Annotated in this window: 16 protein-coding genes; 7 read left to right on the forward strand and 9 right to left on the reverse strand. The window is 73.4% G+C overall.

Going from position 1 to position 19,034, the window contains the following annotated elements; all coding sequences use genetic code 11:
- A complete protein-coding gene (locus tag CXY01_RS05910; RefSeq protein ID WP_146926184.1) occupies positions 1-525 on the reverse strand; it encodes a type III secretion system chaperone family protein in 525 nt (174 codons plus the stop codon).
- Positions 526-562: 37 nt separating this feature from the next.
- Positions 563-1,288 (reverse strand): class III extradiol ring-cleavage dioxygenase family protein, encoded by a 726-nt coding sequence (locus tag CXY01_RS05915; protein ID WP_146926185.1) that lies wholly within the window; start codon positions 1,286-1,288, stop codon positions 563-565.
- Between the two features lie 78 nt (positions 1,289-1,366).
- Between CXY01_RS05915 and CXY01_RS05920 the strand changes: the two genes are divergently transcribed.
- Together CXY01_RS05920 and CXY01_RS05925 are read left to right on the forward strand one after the other, a co-directional pair.
- Positions 1,367-1,963, forward strand: coding sequence for a type III secretion system chaperone family protein (locus tag CXY01_RS05920; protein WP_246125090.1), 597 nt, complete (start codon positions 1,367-1,369; stop codon positions 1,961-1,963).
- Positions 1,960-2,481, forward strand: coding sequence for a type III secretion system chaperone family protein (locus CXY01_RS05925; protein WP_146926186.1), 522 nt, complete (start codon positions 1,960-1,962; stop codon positions 2,479-2,481). The genes CXY01_RS05920 and CXY01_RS05925 overlap by 4 nt, the downstream gene beginning before the upstream one ends.
- A 4-nt stretch (positions 2,482-2,485) precedes the next feature.
- Here CXY01_RS05925 and miaB read toward each other — a convergent pair whose 3' ends face one another.
- Positions 2,486-4,057 (reverse strand): tRNA (N6-isopentenyl adenosine(37)-C2)-methylthiotransferase MiaB, encoded by a 1,572-nt coding sequence (gene miaB / locus CXY01_RS05930; protein ID WP_146926187.1) that lies wholly within the window; start codon positions 4,055-4,057, stop codon positions 2,486-2,488.
- 123 nt (positions 4,058-4,180) lie between these two features.
- Here miaB and CXY01_RS05935 point away from each other — a divergent pair, with 123 nt between their 5' ends.
- From CXY01_RS05935 to CXY01_RS05950, 4 genes are all read left to right on the forward strand, one after another.
- Positions 4,181-4,963, forward strand: a complete 783-nt coding sequence (locus tag CXY01_RS05935) for an amino acid ABC transporter ATP-binding protein (RefSeq protein WP_146926188.1) — start codon at positions 4,181-4,183, stop codon at positions 4,961-4,963.
- A gap of 56 nt (positions 4,964-5,019) precedes the next feature.
- Entirely contained in the window at positions 5,020-5,892 is an 873-nt protein-coding gene (locus CXY01_RS05940; protein WP_146926189.1) for a glutamate ABC transporter substrate-binding protein, read from the forward strand.
- 71 nt (positions 5,893-5,963) lie between these two features.
- On the forward strand, positions 5,964-6,653 hold the full coding sequence (locus tag CXY01_RS05945) for an amino acid ABC transporter permease (RefSeq protein WP_146926190.1): 690 nt from the start codon (positions 5,964-5,966) through the stop codon (positions 6,651-6,653).
- Positions 6,650-7,510 carry an amino acid ABC transporter permease gene (locus tag CXY01_RS05950; protein WP_146926191.1) on the forward strand — a complete coding sequence of 287 codons (861 nt, stop codon included), beginning with the start codon at positions 6,650-6,652 and terminating at the stop codon, positions 7,508-7,510. The genes CXY01_RS05945 and CXY01_RS05950 overlap by 4 nt, the downstream gene beginning before the upstream one ends.
- Here CXY01_RS05950 and rny read toward each other — a convergent pair.
- The 6 genes from rny to CXY01_RS05980 form a co-directional block, all read right to left on the reverse strand.
- Entirely contained in the window at positions 7,507-9,066 is a 1,560-nt protein-coding gene (gene rny, locus CXY01_RS05955; protein ID WP_146926192.1) for a ribonuclease Y, read from the reverse strand. The two genes, CXY01_RS05950 and rny, sit on opposite strands and share 4 nt — an antisense overlap.
- A 76-nt stretch (positions 9,067-9,142) precedes the next feature.
- Positions 9,143-9,730 (reverse strand): regulatory protein RecX, encoded by a 588-nt coding sequence (locus CXY01_RS05960; protein WP_146926193.1) that lies wholly within the window; start codon positions 9,728-9,730, stop codon positions 9,143-9,145.
- Between the two features lie 8 nt (positions 9,731-9,738).
- Entirely contained in the window at positions 9,739-10,779 is a 1,041-nt protein-coding gene (gene recA, locus CXY01_RS05965) for a recombinase RecA (protein WP_146926194.1), read from the reverse strand.
- A gap of 207 nt (positions 10,780-10,986) precedes the next feature.
- A complete protein-coding gene (locus tag CXY01_RS05970) occupies positions 10,987-11,763 on the reverse strand; it encodes an MBL fold metallo-hydrolase (RefSeq protein WP_146926195.1) in 777 nt (258 codons plus the stop codon).
- Positions 11,760-13,838: an alkaline phosphatase family protein gene (locus CXY01_RS05975; protein ID WP_146926196.1), complete on the reverse strand. Its 2,079-nt coding sequence runs from the start codon at positions 13,836-13,838 to the stop codon at positions 11,760-11,762. Before CXY01_RS05975 ends, CXY01_RS05970 begins: the two co-directional genes overlap by 4 nt.
- Before the next feature lie 12 nt (positions 13,839-13,850).
- Positions 13,851-14,084, reverse strand: coding sequence for a DUF3046 domain-containing protein (locus tag CXY01_RS05980; RefSeq protein WP_146926197.1), 234 nt, complete (start codon positions 14,082-14,084; stop codon positions 13,851-13,853).
- A gap of 72 nt (positions 14,085-14,156) precedes the next feature.
- Between CXY01_RS05980 and CXY01_RS05985 the strand changes: the two genes are divergently transcribed.
- Positions 14,157-19,028: an ATP-dependent helicase gene (locus CXY01_RS05985; protein WP_146926198.1), complete on the forward strand. Its 4,872-nt coding sequence runs from the start codon at positions 14,157-14,159 to the stop codon at positions 19,026-19,028.
- Positions 19,029-19,034: the final 6 nt, after the last annotated feature.

Below are 19,034 nucleotides of genomic sequence, written 5' to 3' on the forward strand. Positions count from 1 at the left end.
TCAGTCCAGGGTCGGTCGGGCGGGGTCGTGGTACGCGATCGGCGCGGCGGGCGGGTCGGCGGGCCGCTCGACGGGCACCGTCGGGACCGCCTCGGGGTACCGCTCGTCGAGCTGGGCGAAGAACCGCAGCGCGCTGGCGATCCCGATGGTCAGGTGCAGGTCGAGCTGCTCGTCGGTGACGCCGTGCTCGTAGTCGACCGTGTGCTCCGTGTAGACGGCGACCTGCTCGGCCTCGATCCGCACGAAGACCTTGGGCCACACCATGGTCTCCGACCAGGCGTTCGCCCCGAGGAGCACGTTCCCGAACTCCGTGCCGGGCACCTGGCGCGCCCAGCGGCCGCGGACCTGCAGGTACTCCTTGCTCTGGCCCAGGGTGATGAACCAGAACGGGTGACCGTCCCAGCGGCCCACCAGGTCGCCGTCCTTGTCGGTGCCGTAGACCGACCCGCGGGCGTCGAGCCGCTGGGCGATCCGCGCCGCGGTGAGGGCGGGCAGGGAGGTGGGCTCGTGCTCGGCGGATGACATCGGTACCTCGGCGTGTCGGGGGCGGACCAGCGAGACCCTACCGGGCGTCCCACACGAGCACCGCGTGCTGCGCGCCGAGCTCCGTCGACTGCGCCAGCAGGCGCGCGCGCACGGGACGCTCGCCCGTCGCGCCGAGCAGCACCTGCCATGGCGCCCACCCCCGCACGGCCAGCGCGTCGGCGAGCTCCCCGTCGTCGGCCGCGAGCCTGGCCCGCGCCTCGGTCCCCGCGTCCGCGAGGTCGGCGAGCACGCGCGCGTCGTGGTCGGGCGCCCGTGGGTCGTCGGCGAGCGGGGCGTCGGGGCCGTGCCGGGCGCTGCCGGAGCCGACCACCACCAGCCCGGTCGGGCCGTCGTCGACCAGGGCACGTCCGAGGGCCGCCAGCGTGGCGACACCCTGGTGGCCGGTCACCTCGACCACGCGCAGGCTCCGGCGTCGCCCGGCCTGCAGCAGGAGGTGCAGGCCGACGGCGCTCGGGACGGACGGGACGTCGACACCCTCGCCCGGCAGCGTCACCGCGTCCGCCGCCCACCCGACCAGCCCGTCGGGAACGCCGGCCGCCGCGAGCGACGGTCGCACCGTTCCCCGGAGCTCACGCGGCACCGGCCCGGGCGCGACGACGACGATCGCTTCGACGTCCGCCGCGACCACGTCGGCCACGGCGGCGACGGCGGCATCACGGACGTCGACGAGCACCTCCGCGCCTCCCGCCACGCCAGGAACCAGCAGGGCGGTGTCCGGCACGAGGGCGGCGACGACGAGCATGCCCCGAAACCTACGCCGGAACCCCGCCACCCGATTGACGGCACCCCTGTGTGGCCGACCGCCGGTACTGTCGTGCGCATGGGGTCGCTCGGGGATCGTGCACGGCGCTGGTGGCAGGGGCGTCCACGCCCCGGCGCCGTCCCGGACGCGGGTACCGGCTCCGAGCCCGCCGACGACGAGCTGCACGACCGTGTCGCGGAGCTGCTGGCCCGTGAGCTGGGCGTCGCCGAGCCCGCCGCGGACCTCCCCTCCGACGTGACGCCGGCGCGGATCGCCGCGTGGATGACGAACAACCAGTTCAGCTACTTCGTGGACAACGACGGCGACCTGGGCGGCCTGTGGCGCGGCCGGCTCTTCTACTTCTTCCTGTTCGGTGAGAAGTCGGAGATCCTCCAGGTGCGCGGTCAGTGGCACCGGGAGGTCGCGATCGAGCGGCTCGAGGAGGTGCTCGACGTCTGCAACGAGTGGAACGCCGACCGGATCTGGCCCAAGGCCTACGTGCGCGTCCGGGACAACGGCCGTGTGCACGTGGTCTCCGAGGTGGCGACCGACCTCGAGCACGGCGCGACGGACGCCCAGCTGAGCCAGATGCTCTTCTGCGGACTCTCCACCGGCAGCATGTTCTTCGACGCGCTGGACGAGCGGTACCCCGACCCCGCGGGGGTGGCACCATGAGCGGGCCCGGGTGGCTGCTGCGGGTGCTCGGCGGGCTGCCGAAGCCGACCAAGCGACCGACCCCCGACGACGAGCCGCCCCGTGCGCTGACCCGGGAGCGGATCGCGGACTACCTGGTCGCCCGCGGCTACCGCTTCGTCGTCGACGACGACGGTGACCTGACGGGTACGTGGGACGGCAGCCGGTTCTGGTTCCTGCTCCTCGGCGAGCAGCAGGAGATCCTGCAGGTGCGCGGCCGCTGGCACCGCAGCCTGCAGCTGGACCAGCGCGAGATCGCGTCCCTGGCGGTCAACGACTGGAACCGCGAGCGCATCTGGCCCAAGGCGTACCTGCGCGAGGAGGAAGGCGTGCTGGCGCTGTACAGCGAGGTGTCCGCCGACTTCGAGCCGGGCGTGACCGAGCCGCAGCTGGCTCAGCTGCTGGCCTGCGGGCTGGGCACGGGCGTGCAGATGTTCTCGTCGCTCGAGGCGGTGCTCCCCCGCGACGACGTCGCGCCGCCGGACGTGCCGGACAACTGACGCGTCAGCGGCGCACGAGCGTCGGCAGGCCGAGGACCACCGGACCGGTCGGTCCACCCGTCCCGCAGGCATCGCCCGCACCGCCGTGGCTGTGCTCGTCGGTGCCCGTGCGGCGCCGGTCCCACGCGTCGCCCGACGCGGTGCGGCGGACGAGGAACGTCCCCCCGGTCAGGGCGGAGTCCGCGACCAGGTGGTACGGCGCTGCGTGCGTGACCTCGACCGTCACCAGGTCGCCCGGGCGCGGGGCGTCCGACGCATCGGCCGGCAGGGCGAGGTGCACGAGGCGGTTGTCGGCGGCGCGGCCCGTGACGCGGTGCGTCGAACCGTCCTTGCGCCCCTCGGTCTCCGCGACGAGCACCTGGACGGTGCGGCCGACCTGGGCCCGGTTCTCCTCGTGGGAGATGCGGTCCTGCAGGGCCGTCAGCCGCAGGAACCGCTCCTGCACGACGGCCTTGGGCAGCTGGTCGGGCAGGTCGAACGCGGCCGTCCCCGGGCGCGGCGAGTACTGGAACGTGAACGCCGACGAGAACCGCGACGCCTCGACCACGCGCAACGTCTCCGCGAAGTCCTCCTCGGTCTCCCCCGGGAAGCCGACGATGATGTCGGTCGTGATCGCGGCGTCGGGCATCGCGGCCCGCACCCGGTCGAGGATGCCCAGGAACTTCTCCGAGCGGTACGAGCGGCGCATGGCCCGCAGGATGCGGTCGGAGCCCGACTGCAGCGGCATGTGCAGCTGCGGCATGACGGTCGGCGTCTGGGCCATCGCCTCGATGACGTCGTCGGTGAACGCGGCGGGGTGCGGAGACGTGAAGCGGACCCGCTCGAGACCCGGCACCGCACCTGTGGCGCGCAGCAGCCGGGCGAACGCGCCGCGGTCCCCGAACTCGACCCCGTAGGAGTTGACGTTCTGGCCCAGCAGCGTCACCTCGATCGCGCCCTGGGACACGAGCGCCTCCACCTCCGCGAGGATCTCCCCCGGCCGACGGTCCCGCTCCTTGCCGCGCAGGTGCGGGACGATGCAGAACGTGCACGTGTTGTTGCAGCCGACGCTGATGGAGACCCAGCCGGCGTAGACCGACTCGCGCCGGGTGGGCAGCGTGCTGGGGAAGACCTTGAGCGACTCCTCGATCTCGACCTGCGCCGCGGCGTTGTGGCGTGCGCGCTCCAGGAGGGCCGGCAGGACGTCGAGGTTGTGCGTGCCGAACACGACGTCGACCCACGGCGCGCGCTCGACGATGCCCGAGCGGTCCTTCTGGGCGAGGCAGCCCCCGACCGCGATCTGCATGCCGGGCCGCGCCCGCTTGGCCGCGGCGAGCCTGCCGAGGTTGCCGTAGAGCTTGTCGGCGGCGTTCTCGCGGACCGCGCACGTGTTGATGACGATGACGTCCGCGTCCTCGTCGGCGGCCTGGGCCGGGCTCGCCGCGACGTAGCCCGCCTCCTCGAGCATCCCGGCCATGTGCTCGGAGTCGTGCACGTTCATCTGGCAGCCGAGCGTCTTGACCAGGTAGGTGCGTGCGGCGTCGCCGGAGGGCACCGGGTGCAGGTCCGGCAGGGCGGCGGGCAGGGTCGTGGACATCACCGACAAGGGTACGGCCGCTCGCCGTGAGCCCCTCACCTGGGATCTTGCTTGACGGGTGCGTTGCCGAACCGTGACCCTCGCGGCTCGCCAGATCAGGCGATCCCCCCATAGGTTCATCCAATGGTGGACATCTCAGCCGCACCGCCCGCCCCGACCGGCACGACGACCGACGCCCTCGTCGAGCTCCGCGGGGTCGACAAGCACTTCGGCGCCCTGCACGTGCTCCAGAACATCGACCTGACCGTGCGACGCGGTGAGGTCGTGGTCATCATCGGGCCGTCGGGGAGCGGAAAGTCGACGCTCTGCCGCACGATCAACCGGCTCGAGACCATCGACTCCGGCACCATCGTCCTCGACGGCGTGCCGCTCCCGGCCGAGGGCCGCGCGCTCGCCCGGCTCCGGGCGGACGTCGGGATGGTCTTCCAGTCGTTCAACCTCTTCGCGCACAAGACCGTGCTGGACAACGTCGTGCTGGGCCAGGTCAAGGCCAAGGGCGTGAAGCCGGCCAAGGCCAAGGAGATCGCGCTCGCCCTGCTCGACCGGGTGGGGGTGCGCAACCAGGCCGACAAGCTCCCCGCCCAGCTCTCCGGCGGCCAGCAGCAGCGCGTCGCGATCGCGCGCGCCCTGGCCATGCAGCCGAAGGTCATGCTGTTCGACGAGCCGACGTCGGCGCTGGACCCCGAGATGATCAACGAGGTGCTCGACGTCATGGTCGGCCTCGCCAAGGACGGCATGACGATGATCGTCGTCACCCACGAGATGGGCTTCGCCCGCCGGGCCGCGAACCGCGTCGTCTTCATGGACGGCGGCCAGATCGTCGAGGAGTCCGACCCCGAGACGTTCTTCACCGCCCCGAAGAGCGAGCGCGCGCGTGACTTCCTCTCGAAGATCCTGACCCACTGACCCTCACCCCCACTGAGAACGACCCGACACTGCACACCACACGAAGGGGACACACCATGCGCAGAGGACGACTGGTCCTGGCACTCGCTGCCGCGGCCACGCTCACGCTCGCCGGCTGTTCGAGCGGCGACGGCGGCGACACCGACACCGACGCCGGCGCGACCAGCGAGGAGACGGAGGCGACCGGCGGCGCCGAGGGCACCATCAAGATCGGCATCAAGTTCGACCAGCCCGGCATGGGCTTCCAGGACGGCAGCGAGTACACCGGGTTCGACGTCGACGTCGCGAAGTTCGTGGCGGGCGAGCTGGGGTACGGCGAGGACCAGATCGAGTGGGTCCAGGCACCGTCGGCACAGCGCGAGACGCTGCTGCAGAACGGCCAGGTCGACATGATCTTCGCGACCTACTCGATCACCGACAAGCGCAAGGAGGTCGTCTCCTTCGCCGGTCCGTACTTCGTCGCCGGGCAGGACCTCCTGGTCGCCGCGGACGACGACTCCATCAGCGGCCCCGAGGACCTCGAGGGCAAGAACCTCTGCTCGGTCACCGGCTCCACGTCCGCCCAGCGCATCAAGGACGAGTACGCCGCGGGCACCAACCTGCTCGAGCAGCCGGGCTACGCCGAGTGCGTCACGGCCCTGACCGCCGGCACGGTCGACGCGGTCACGACGGACGACATCATCCTGGCCGGCCTGGCCGCCGTCCCCGCCAACGAGGGCAAGGTCAAGGTCGTCGGCAACCCGTTCTCCGAGGAGAACTACGGCGTCGGCCTCCCCAAGGAGAGCGACCAGTGCGAGGCCATCAACGAGGCCATCACCAAGATGGTCGACGACGGCACCTGGCAGGAGCTGCTCGACAAGAACGTCGGCGCCTCCGGCTACAAGGCGAACGAGGACCTGAACCCTCCGACGCCCGCCGCCTGCGCCTGACCCCCTGACGGACCGGTGGCTCGCGCGTCAGCCGCGCGAGCCACCGGTCCCTCCAAGAGCAAGGAGCGTCGGTGGACGACGGCTACTTCCAGCAGTTCCTGTCGCTGTTCGACGAGTTCGACGTACCCGCGGCGTTCTGGGTCAACATCCAGCTGACGTTCTTCGCGGGCATCCTGGCGCTCATCCTCGGCACCGTCCTGGCGACGATGCGCATCTCCCCTGTGCCGAGCCTGCGCTGGGCCGGGTCGACGTACGTGACGCTCCTGCGGAACACCCCGCTGACGATCATCATGGTCTTCTGCGTGCTCGGGCTCTGGGGGCAGCTGGGCGTCACCCTCTCCCCCGACTTCCAGACCAACTTCTTCCGGCTCGCGGTCGTCGGCCTCACCGTCTACCACGCGGCGTTCGTCTGCGAGGCCCTGCGCTCGGGCGTCAACACGGTGCCCGTGGGACAGGCCGAGGCAGCCCGCGCCATCGGGCTCTCGTTCTGGCCCGCCGCCCGGCTGATCATCCTGCCCCAGGCCTTCCGCGGCTCGGTGGCCCCCCTGGGCAACGTGCTGATCGCGCTGACCAAGAACTCGACCGTCGCCGCTGCCGCGTCCGTCGCTGAGGCCTCCGGGCTCATGCGCACCATGATCGAGTTCCGGCCCGACGTGATCCTCGCGATCTTCCTCACCTTCGCCTTCGGGTTCGTCCTCATCGTCGTGCCGATCGGCCTGGCGACCACCGCACTCTCGCGACGACTGGCGGTGGCCCGATGAGCACCCTGTTCGACGTCCCCGGACCCGTCGCCCGCCGACGCATGGTGTGGGTCAACATCGCCGCGACCATCGTCGTCGCCGGCATCGCCGTGTGGGTGCTCCTGCGCCTCCAGGAGAAGGGTCAGCTCGACCCCGCCCTCTGGAAGCCGTTCCTGACGGCGAGCCCGTGGGTCAACTACCTGATCCCCGGGCTGATCGACACCCTCACGGCTGCCGGCATCTCCATCGTCACCTCAGCGGTGTTCGGGTTCGTCTTCGGGCTGGGTCGCCTGTCCGGATCCCGCGCCGTGCGCGCGGCCAGCGGCGCGATCGTGGAGTTCTTCCGCGCCGTCCCCGTGCTCCTGATGATGATCTTCTTCTACCTCGGTCTCGGTCAGCTGAGGATCCTCGACCCGTCCGACGTCCCGCTCGTCGCCGTCGTGCTCGGCCTGACGTTCTACAACGGCTCCGTGTTCGCCGAGCTGGTGCGCTCCGGCGTGCACGGCCTGCCCCGCGGTCAGCGGGAGGCCGCCCTCGCCGTCGGGCTGCGCGACGGTCAGTCGCTGCGCCTCGTCGAGGTGCCGCAGGCCCTCATCGCCATGCTCCCCGCGATCACCAGCCAGCTGGTCGTCATCCTCAAGGACACCGCGCTCGGCGTCATCATCACGTACCCCGACCTGCTCGACGCGGCCCGCCGGTTCGGCTCCGGCAACGGCAACATCCTGCAGTCGCTCGTCGTCGCCGCGCTGATCTTCATCGTCATCAACTACGCCATCACCAAGTTCGCCGACCGGCTGGCGGGACGCGTGGGTCGCCGCACGGCGGGCAAGCCGCGGGCGGAACCGCCCAGCCTGGTCGTGGCGACCGGGAACGACTAACCAGCGGTCGCGCTGGCGCGCATCTCCCGGACGACGGTCACGGTGATCTCGCCCGGGTACGCCAGGTCGGCCTCGATGTGGCGGGCGATCGCGACCGCCAGCTGCGGCAGGGCACGGTCGTCGACCTCGGACGGCTCCACGATCACGCGCACCTCGCGGCCCGCGGACATCGCCAGCGCACGCCGCACACCGGCGTGGGCGGCCACGAGCTGCTCGAGCTTGTCGATGCGTTCGACGTACTGACCGAGCTCCTCGCGCCGGGCTCCAGGGCGAGACGCCGAGATCGCGTCCGCGACCTGCACGAGCACCGCCTCCACCGTCTCCGGTGGCACCTCGTCGTGGTGCGCGGCGATCGCGTTCACGATCGACGCGGACTCCCCGTGCCGGCGAGCGAGGTCGGCGCCGAGCTTGGCGTGCGTACCGGGCAGCTCCGCCGTCAGGGCCTTCCCGAGGTCGTGCAGGAACGCGCCCCGACGGGTGATCTCGACGTCCGCACCGATCTCCGCGGCGAGGGTGGCGGCGAGCTGTGCCGTCTCCACCAGGTGCTCCAGCACGTTCTGCCCGTAGGACGTGCGCAGACGCAGCCGGCCGAGCGTGCGGACGAGCGTCGGGTGCAACCCGCTCACGCCGGCCCGCTCGGCGGCGTCGTGACCCGCGGAGTCGGTGCGCTCGTCCGCGCCGGCGAGCGCCTCGGCGTACGCCTGCTCGATCCGCTGCGGGTGGATGCGACCGTCCGCCATCAGTGCTTCGAGGGTGACCTGGGCGACCTCGCGACGTTCCGTGTCGAAGCACGAGAGGACCACCGCGTCGGGCTGCTCGTCGACCAGGACGTTCACGCCGGTGAGAGCCTCGAAGGACCGGATGTTGCGGCCCTCCTTGCCGATGATCCGGCCCTTCATCTCGTCCGTGGGCAGCGCCAGGACGGTCAGCGGCGACTGGGTGCTCGTCGGCACGGCGAGGCGCTGCACGGCCGTGGTGACGATCCGTCGCGCACGGGCGTCCGCGGTCCGCCGGGCCTGCGCCTCGGCGCGTCGCACCTGTGCGGCGGCGTCGTTCTGCGCCTGCTCGACGAGCCGGCGGGTCAGCTCGGCGCGGGCGTCGTCGGCGGTGACGCCGGTCACCGACTCCAGCTCGGCGAGCGCCTCCCGTTCCGCCGCGGCCGCGCGTGCGGCTGCCGCGCGCTCCGACTCCTCCAGGACCCGCGCGCTCGTCCGGCGTGCCTCGGCTGCGGCCTCGAGCTCGACCCGGGCCCGCCGCTCGAGCTCGTCGATCTCGGCCCGGTCGCGGGCAGCCGACTGCTCGCGCTCGGTCAGCCGCTTCTCGCGCCGTTCGACGTCCTCACGCATCGCGCGTGCGGCGTCCTTGATGGAGGCGACGTCGGCCTCGGCACGGGAGCGCTGCAGGCCGGCCTCCCGCCGGGCGACGAGGACGAGGACGAGGGCCACGAGGCACGCGCCGAGCAGTCCGACGATCGTGCCGATGGCGCCTGCATCCACAACGTCCTCCTGGTCCGACCGCACGTCGCGCAGCGGTGCCGGTGCGCGGGGTGCGGCCATTGTCGCGCACAGTCACCGCCGTTCGGTCACACGGCCCTCGGAGTCGGGACCGGTGTGTCCCGAGCCGTCCGAAAGGTCACCGTGTCTCGTCGAACCCGTCCACGTCGAGGTCAGACGGCGCGTCCTGCGCCGCGAGCTCCTCGCGCACGAGCTGCGCCACGAGCCCCGGTGGGTAGCCCCTGCGCCCGAGCGCCGCGAACGTCCGCCGGGACCGCGTCTGCGGGTCCAGGCCGGCGGTCGAGGCGAGCTTGCGCCGGACGAGGGCCCGCGCGGCCGACTCCTCGTCATCCGCGTCGACCTGCGCCAGCGCGTCGCCGGCCACCTCCTCGTCGATCCCCCGACGCCGGAGCTCGACCGCGATCGCCCGGCGGGAGAGCCCGCGCTCGGCGTGCCGCGTCCGGACGACCATCCGGGCGTACTCGACGTCGTCGATCAGCCCGACCTCGGTGAACCGGTCGAGCACCCGCTCCGCGACCTCGTCGGGAACGTCCTTGCGTGCCATCGCCTCGGCGAGCTGCGCGCGGCTGCGGGGCGAGGAGGTCAGGAGCCGCAGCGCGATCGCCCGCGCCACGGACTCCTGGTCCGGCTCCGCATCCTGTGCCGCTGCACCCGTCGAGGGCGGCTCGGTGCCGAACCGCCCTCGACGTCGGGTACTGCTGGTCATGAGGCTGCTCAGAAGTCCACGGCCGGCACGGCGTCCGCGGGCGCGTCGACCCGGGCACCGATGCCGAGCTTCTCCTTGATCTTCTTGTCCAGCTCGATGGCCAGGTCGGGGTTGTCACGCAGGAACCCGCGGGCGTTCTCCTTGCCCTGGCCCAGCTGGTCGCCCTCGTACGTGTACCAGGCGCCGGACTTGCGCACGAAGCCGTGCTCCACGCCCATGTCGATGAGGCTGCCCTCGCGGGAGATCCCGACCCCGTAGAGGATGTCGAACTCCGCCTGCTTGAAGGGCGGGGCCATCTTGTTCTTGACGATCTTCACGCGGGTCCGGTTGCCGACGGCCTCCGTGCCCTCCTTGAGCGTCTCGATACGACGGATGTCCAGGCGCACCGACGCGTAGAACTTCAGCGCCTTGCCACCCGTGGTGGTCTCGGGCGAGCCGAACATCACGCCGATCTTCTCGCGGAGCTGGTTGATGAAGATGGCCGTGGTGCCGGACGAGTTGAGCGCCCCCGTGATCTTGCGCAGCGCCTGGGACATGAGCCGGGCCTGGAGGCCCACGTGGCTGTCGCCCATCTCGCCCTCGATCTCGGCCTTGGGCACGAGCGCGGCGACCGAGTCGACGACGATGATGTCGATGGCGCCGGAGCGGATCAGCATGTCCATGATCTCGAGCGCCTGCTCGCCGGTGTCCGGCTGGGAGACGAGCAGCGCGTCGGTGTCGACGCCCAGCTTCTTGGCGTACTCCGGGTCCAGCGCGTGCTCCGCGTCGATGAACGCGGCGATGCCACCGGCCTTCTGCGCGTTGGCGACCGCGTGCAGCGCGAGCGTGGTCTTGCCGGAGGACTCCGGGCCGTAGATCTCCACGACCCTGCCGCGCGGCAGCCCGCCGATGCCGAGAGCGACGTCCAGGGCGATGGAGCCGGTGGGGATGACCTCGACCGGCGCGCGGCCGTCGTCCCCGAGCCGCATGATCGACCCCTTGCCGAACTGGCGGTCGATCTGGCTGAGCGCGGCCTCGAGGGCCTTCTCGCGATCCTTCGGTGCGGGCATGTCGACCTCGTCTGTCTCGAGCAGCTGCTGCTGCGGTACGGGGGCTGGTCTTTGTCACGAGCGACGCTATGTCCGACCACCGACATACCGACCGCTCCGCCCGCACCCCGGGGGCCGGCGGCTGCCGGCGGGGGCTGTGGGCGGGTCGGTCGTGCACCCGCGTCCGTCAGCCTAGCCGAACAGGTGTTCGATGCACGCGACACGCCGTCAGCGTGTCGGCACCAGCTCGATCTGGTCGCCGGGCTCCACCACGTGCACCTGCACGGACGGCGCGACCCGTGCGGCCGCGTGCGCGAACGCCGGCCCCGCGCGGTCCATCCAGCCGGGCGGGAGGCGTCGCGACACGGGGGCGTGCAACGTCCCCCAGTGCACCGGGACCGCGGCCCGCGCCCCGACGACGGCACAGGCGCGCGCCGCCTGCACGGCATCCATGTGCCCCCCGGACAGCCGCGGTCCCCAGCCGCCCACGGGCACCAGCGCGAGGTCGATCGGACCGCCCGCGAGCGCGGGGATGTCCGCCATCGCCGCGAACGGCGCGGTGTCCCCCGCGAACCAGACACGGAACGACCTGGTCGCCACCACGAACCCGTGCGTCGCGTTCGGCCGGTGGGGCATCGGCCGGTGCACGTGCACGGCGGGGACCAGCCGCAGCCGGACGTCGGAGCCCGGGACCTGCCACCAGTGCGTGTCGGAGAGCCCGACGGCCGCGCCGACGCCCCGGCCGCGCAGCCACCGGGCGTTCGCGGGTGCGGTCAGCACCGGGACGTCGGGCAGCAGACGCAGCGAGCCGAGCTCGGCGTGGTCGTGGTGCAGGTGGGACAGCAGGACCGCGTCGGCGCCCTGCCAGTCCTGGCGCCGGGGTGCCGCGCCCCGGCGGCGCAGCAGCCCGGCGTGGCGGAGCAGGAGCGGGTCGGTGAGCAGGCGGACGCCGTCGACGTCGAGCACGGTGCTCGCGTGCCCCAGCCAGCGCAGCCGCAGGGTCATGGGCGCAGGCCGGCGGCGTCCGCCCAGCGGACCAGCTGCTCGTGCACCAGCTCGGCGCCCACCAGGATCTCGACGTCGCCGACGGGCTCGCGCAGCTCGTCGGCCATCTCCCAGCGGGTCGGGTGCAGCAGGAAGGCGTGGTTCTGCGCGCCCCCGATGCCGCCGTGCGACCCCACCTGCCCCTCGAAGGCGTGCACGTGGCCGCTGCCCGTGACGGTGGAGATGAGGAGCAGGTCGCCGGTGTGCGGCAGCCGTGCCGCCCGCAGGAGGTCCGCGTGCCCGCGCGGACCGTACGGCAGCAGCGGGTCCTCCCCCTCGGGCACCGCGCCGTCCTGCTCCAGCAGCACCAGCCCGCGCGGGCCGATCGCGACGAGGCCCTGCTCCTCGGTGTCGACCACGACGACGCCGACCCCCGGCCGGGCGGCGAGCCCGGTCACGAGGCCGGGCCAGCGCTCCTGGAAGTCCTCGAGCGTCAGGCGGTGCGGCACCTGCGGGAACCAGACCAGCCCGAGGTTCCCCGAGCCCACGGTGACCACGTCGGGCAGGTCCCCCGGCCCGGACGGCTGCTTGGCACGGCCCTGGTCGGGACCGAGGACCGCCGACCCGCGGGAGAGGTTCAGCGCGCTGTTCACCAGCGCGTTCAGCAGCCCCCAGTCCTCGCCGGTGTCGCTCTCGACACCGTCGGCGGCAGGCTCCGCCATGAGCGCGCGCACCGAGTCGAGCAGGGTCTCGCCCCCGAGCTGCTCGTAGGTCGCGCCCAGAGCCTGGCCGTGGTCGGAGACCACGACGATCTCGTAGTCACGGGGAGCGACCGCCACGACGCGCTCCAGCGTGCCGAGCACGCGGTCGAGGCCCTCGAGCGACCGGAGCGACTCGGGGCGCGTCGGTCCGGCGTGGTGGGCGATCTCGTCGTAGTCCACGAGGTCGACGTAGATGGTGGGGGCACCGCGCAGCAGCGCCTCGGCCACCAGGGAGGTGTTGAGGTCCCGCAGCAGCACGTTGGTGATCCCCCGGAGCACCACGTACCAGCCGGCGCGCGAGATGCGCGGCTGAACGTCCCGGATGCGCTGCCGGTGCGCCTGGTAGAGCTCCTTGAGCATCTCTCCCACGGACAGGGTCACCGCGCGGGCCAGCACGAACGGGCTGGCGAAGAAGCGCACGTACGCCGGCCCCGGGCCGAGGCCGCCGTCGGGGCCCTTGGTCCGCGACCGGCTCATCACCACGAAGCTGGTCTCGGCATCACCGGAGAACATCGTCGAGACGGCCGTGCCGCCGCCCGCGAGCAGGCCCTTGCCCGTGGTCAGGCGCTGCTCGACCAGCGCGGCGTCCTCCGGGTGGTTGGTCACGACGAGCCGACCGAGGTCCCGGTCCCACCAGCGGAACGCGGGGATCTGGGAGGAGTCGCCGTGCAGCAGACCGGCCTGGCTCGCCGGCGTCGTCGACGGGATCCGGGCCCACCAGTCCTCGAGCGTGTGGCTGCCGCCTTCGACCCAGCGCTGCACGTTGGGTGCCAGGCCCGCCTCGATGGCCTCGCGCAGCACCGGTGCGGCGACGCCGTCCAGCTGCACGACGAGCATCCCGGCAGCGCGCGGCTCGCCCGCGGACGGCGCACGGACGCCCTCGCGACGGGCCTGCCGACGCGCACGCCGCACCAGGTCCGAGACCACGTAGTCGCTGTTGCTCGCGCCGATCAGCCACCGCCCGACCGCCATGACGAGCGCCGTGAGCACCAGGACGCCGAGGACGGACCACAGGTTGTCGGCACCGATGCCGGGGACGAACGAGAGCGCCAGCCACAGCACCGCGACCTGCGCGAGCAGACCGAGGCCGAGGGCGAGCGCGGCGCTCCCCCGACGGGCGAGGAACCGCAGCGGAGCCCGCAGGAGCAGGTCGCCGACGGCCACCACGACGGCGGCGAGCACGACCGCCCACGCGGTGTCGGAGTCGACGCCGTCGATGATCGCGACCGCGACCGCGAGGCCGAGGGTGGTCGTGAGGAGGGTGAGCACCGCCTCGCCGACGTCACGCAGCGTGGGCATCCAGGCGGGGGTGCGTGGTCGGCTCGGCGACGTCATCGGTCCTCTTTCCTAGGCCCGTGGTGGCGCGGGGCGGCGGGCGTCGGCACCCCAGCGTGCGTTCTCCGGTATCTCGAGCTCGTCGCAGAGGGCGTGCCAGACGGTCCGGGGCTCGACGCCGTCGTCGAGCGCCCGGACCGCGGTGCGCTGGTCGAGCTTGCGGAGGACGAGCTCACGCGTGAGCTCGCGGCCGTGCGCGCTGCCGAGGACCTCGTCCACCAGCAGCCAGAACTCTCGTAACCTCACGCCCCCCAGCCTGCCACCCCCCGACGGCTCTGCGGGCGCGCAGCTGTCAGTGGGCACCGACACAATGGCCGGGTGGTGCTCGAGCGGTTCTCCGACCCGACCAGGTCCTGGTTCACGGGGGCGTTCGCCGAGCCCACGACCGCACAGCTGGGCGCGTGGACCGCGATCTCCGGTGGCGAGCACGCGCTCGTCGTCGCGCCCACCGGTTCCGGCAAGACGCTCGCCGCGTTCCTGTGGGCCCTCGACGGCCTGCTGACGGGCGAGCGACCCGACGACCCCGTCGAGCGCTGCCGCGTCCTGTACGTCTCGCCGCTCAAGGCGCTCGCCACGGACGTCGAGCGCAACCTGCGCTCACCGCTGGTGGGCATCCGGCAGGCGGCGACCCGGCTCGGCCTGGAGCTGCCGGACGTGACGGTCGGCATCCGCACCGGCGACACGCCCCCGAACGAGCGCCGGGCCTTCGCGACGAAACCGCCGGACATCCTCATCACGACGCCGGAGTCGCTCTACCTGGTGCTCACGTCCGGTGCGCGGGCCGGGCTGACGGGCGTGCGCACGGTGATCATCGACGAGATCCACGCGGTCGCGGGCACCAAGCGGGGCGCCCACCTCGCCGTCTCCCTCGAGCGCCTCGACGCGCTGCTCGACCAGCCCGGCGGCCCGGGTCCGGCCCAGCGGATCGGGCTGTCGGCCACCGTCCGGCCGGTCGACGCGGTCGCGGAGTTCCTGGGCGGCGCGCGGACCCAGGAGGACCGTGGCCGCACCGTCACCGTCGTCCAGCCGCCGTCGACCAAGAAGATCGTCGTCGACGTGGTGGTGCCCGTGCCGGACCTGTCCGACCTGCGCGGCAACGACGTCACGCCCGACGACCTCGACCTGTCGGGCGCCGCCGCCGGACAGCTGCCCCGCCCGTCGATCTGGCCGCACGTCGAGGAGCGGGTCGTCGACCTGGTCGCGGAGCACCGGTCGACGCTCGTGTTCACCAACTCCCGCCGCGGCGCGGAACGCCTGACCGCGCGGATGAACGAGGTCTGGACGGAGCGGTCGGGCGAGGACGTGCCCGACCCCGCGACGCTGCGCGCGGCAGCCGTCCCGGCGCAGTCCGGCACGGCCGTGGGCATCGACACGCGGCACGCCGCGACGATCCTCGCGCGGGCGCACCACGGCTCCATGAGCCGGGCGGAGCGCACACGGACGGAGTCGGAGCTCAAGGCCGGGCTGCTGCCCGCCGTGGTGGCCACCAGCTCCCTCGAGCTCGGGATCGACATGGGGGCCATCGACCTGGTGGTGCAGGTCGGGTCGCCGCCGTCCGTGGCGAGCGGGCTGCAGCGCGTCGGTCGGGCGGGTCACCAGGTGGGCGCCGTGTCCCGCGGGATCGTGTTCCCGACGTTCCGCGGCGAGCTGGTGCCCGCCGCCGTGACGGCCCAGCGCATGCGGGACGGCTCGCTCGAGGCGATGCGGATCCCGCGCAACCCGCTCGACGTGCTCGCGCAGCAGATCGTGGCGATGGTCGCGGTCGAGGACTGGTCGCTCGACGAGCTGTCCGCCGTGGTGCGTCGCGCGTCGCCGTTCTCCGGGCTGGGAGAGGCCACGCTGCGCGCGGTGCTCGACATGCTGGCCGGTCGGTACCCGAGCGAGGAGTTCGCGGAGCTGCGACCCCGGATCGTGTGGGACCGGGTGCGGGACGTGCTCAGCGGGCGGCCGGGGGCGCTGCGGCTCGCGGTGACCAGCGGGGGCACCATCCCCGACCGCGGGCTCTTCGGCGTCTTCCTGGCCGGCGGCGCGACCACCAGCGACGTGCCGGTCGACTCCGAGCGCTCGGGCGGCACGGTCCGCGGCGGCAAGCGCGTCGGCGAGCTCGACGAGGAGATGGTCTACGAGTCGCGCGTCGGCGACATGTTCACGCTCGGCTCCAGCACGTGGCGGATCGACGACATCACGCCCGACCGCGTCCTGGTCACGCCCGCCCCCGGGGTGCCGGGCCGGCTGCCGTTCTGGAAGGGCGACTCCCCCGGCCGGCCTGCGGAGCTCGGCCAGGCGATGGGAGCCTGGGTCCGCGAGCTCGGCGCGCTGTCCGACGACGACGCCCGCCCGCGCGTCGAGGCGGCGGGGCTGGACCCCTGGGCCGCGGACAACCTGCTCACCTACCTGCGCGAGCAGCGCGAGGCGACCGGTGAGCTCCCGTCGGACGTCGTGCTGGTGGTCGAGCGGTTCCGGGACGAGCTGGGCGACTGGCGGGTGGTCCTGCACTCGCCCTACGGCGCACGCGTGCACGCGCCGTGGGCCATCGTCATCGGGGCGCGGCTGCGCGAGCGGTACGGCGTGGACGCCGCCGCCATGCACTCCGACGACGGCATCGTCCTGCGCCTGCCGGACATGCTGGACACCGGCGACGGCTCGCTGGTCGACGACCCCTGGGCGGAGTCCACGGGCCCGGGCGTCGACCTCGCGGACCTCATGATCGACCCCGACGAGGTGCTCGACTCGGTCAAGGCCGAGCTCGGCTCGTCGGCCATGTTCGGCGCCCGGTTCCGCGAGGCTGCGAGCCGCGCCCTGCTGCTCCCCCGGCGTCGGCCGGACCGCCGCCAGCCGCTGTGGCAGCAGCGCCAGCGGTCCGCACAGCTGCTGTCGGTGGCCTCCGAGTACCCGGACTTCCCGATCCTGCTCGAGGCCGTGCGCGAGTGCCTGCAGGACGACTTCGACACCGAGGCGCTGACCACGCTCATGCGCGACGTGGTGGCGCGCCGTGTCCGGGTCGTCGAGGTGACGACCACGCAGCCGTCGCCCTTCGCGCAGTCCCTGCTGTTCGGCTACACCGCGCAGTTCCTCTACGACGGGGACGCCCCGCTGGCCGAGCGCCGCGCCGCCGCGCTGACCCTCGACCCGACGTTGCTGGCCGAGCTGCTGGGTCAGGGCGGTGAGTCGCAGCTGGCGGACCTCCTCGACCCCGAGGCCGTCGTCCGCACCGAGGCCGAGCTCAGTGGTCGCGCCCCGGACCGGCAGGCGGGCACGCTCGAGCAGCTGGCCGACGCGGTGCGCCGGCACGGCCCGCTCACCACGTCCGAGGCGGCGGAGCGGGTCAAGGCCGAGGTGCGCGACGAGGTCCCCGGCTGGCTGGTCGAGCTCGAGGGCGCCCGTCGCGTGATCCGGGTGCGGCTCGGCGGTGTGGTGCCCGAGCGCGCCGAGCAGTGGGCGGCGATCGAGGACGCCGGCCGCCTGCGCGACGCCCTGGGGGTCGCGCTGCCCGTCGGCGTGCCCGAGGTCTTCACGGAGGTGGTGCCGGACCCGGTGGGCGACCTGCTGCGCCGGTACGCCCGCACGCACGGGCCGTTCACGGCCGCGCAGGCCGCTGCGCGCTACGGCTGGGGCGTCGCCGTCGTGACGGAGACGCTGCGCCGCCTGGAGGGCCGCGGCGTGCTGGTCCAGGGCCGGCTGCGACCGGACGTCCTGGGCGGCACGGGCGACGAGTTCTGCGACGCGGACGTGCTGCGGACGCTGCGCCGCCGGTCCCTGGCCGCGCTGCGCGCGGAGGTCGAGCCGGTCGACCCGCAGGCGCTGGGGGTGTTCCTGCCGCGCTGGCAAGGCGTGCAGCCCGTCGGACGGTCGGGCCGCGGCTCGGCGACGGGGACCCTGCGCGGGGTCGACGGCGTCGCGCGCGTCGTCGAGCAGCTTGCGGGTGCCGTCCTGCCGGCGTCGGCTCTCGAGACGCACGTCCTGCCCGCGCGCGTGACGGACTACCAGCCCGCGATGCTCGACGAGCTGACCGCGGCGGGCGAGGTCGTCTGGGCCGGTCACGGCGCGCTCGCCGGGCACGACGGGCTGATCTCGTTGCACCCGACCGCCGTCGCGGACCTCACGCTGCGTGCCGCGGAGGCCGCCCCGGACACACCGCTGCACGAGGCCCTGCTCGAGGCGCTCGGTGGCGGCGGTGCCTGGTTCCTGGGCGCGCTCACGGACCGCGTCCGCCAGCTGCGCCCGGACGAGGCCTTCCCGAGCCAGGCGGACGTCGCGGACGCCGTCTGGGACCTGGTGTGGACCGGGCACGTCACCAACGACGGGCTCGCGCCCCTGCGCGCGTGGCTGGGCAGCGGGAGCACGGCGCACAAGACGCGCGCGGCCGCACCGCGCGGCCGTCCGCTGCGTCCGCGGCTGGGCCTGCGGGCGGCGGTCCAGCTGGCCGGGGACCCGGGCACGCGGTCGAGCTCCCTCGGGCTCAACGGTGCCGCGAGCGGTGGGCGATGGTCGTTGCTGCCCGGCCGGGAGCCGGACCCGACGCTGCGCGCGCACGCGCTGGCCGCCCAGCTCCTCGACCGGCACGGGATCCTCACGCGGGCGGTCGCTCCGGCGGAGGGCATCGGCGCCCGGTTCACCGACGTCTACCGCGTGCTGTCGGCGCTGGAGCAGGGCGGGCAGGTGCGCCGCGGCTACTTCGTCGAGCGGCTCGGCGGGTCGCAGTTCGCGCTGCCCGGTGCGGTCGACCGGTTGCGCGTCGACGCCCAGGTGGTCGAGCGGTCCGCCGACGAGGACGGCCCGACCGACCTGCAGGTCGTCGTGCTCGCCGCCACGGACCCGGCCAACCCGTACGGCGCCTCGCTGCCGTGGCCCGTCGCCGGACCGGACCCGACGGACGCCGGCGCGGGTCGGCACCGACCGGGCCGCAAGGCCGGCGCGCTCGTGGTGCTCGTCGACGGGGCGCTCGTGCTCTACCTGGAGCGCGGCGGGCGGACGGTCCTCACGTTCGGCTCGGACGCGGGCGTGCTCACCGCCGCAGCCGAGGGACTCGCCTCGACCGTGCGCACGCGGCGCACCGGCCGGCTCACCATCGTCCGGATCGACGGGGTGGAGGTGCTCGACGGTGCCCTGCGGGGCACGCTGTGCCAGGCGCTGGTGGCCGCAGGGTTCGCCGCAACGCCCCGCGGGCTGCGTCTGCGGGACCGACCGTGACGGCGA

Origin of the sequence: Cellulomonas xylanilytica, assembly GCF_007989805.1 — a bacterium.
Taxonomy (GTDB): Bacteria; Actinomycetota; Actinomycetes; order Actinomycetales; family Cellulomonadaceae; genus Cellulomonas; species Cellulomonas xylanilytica.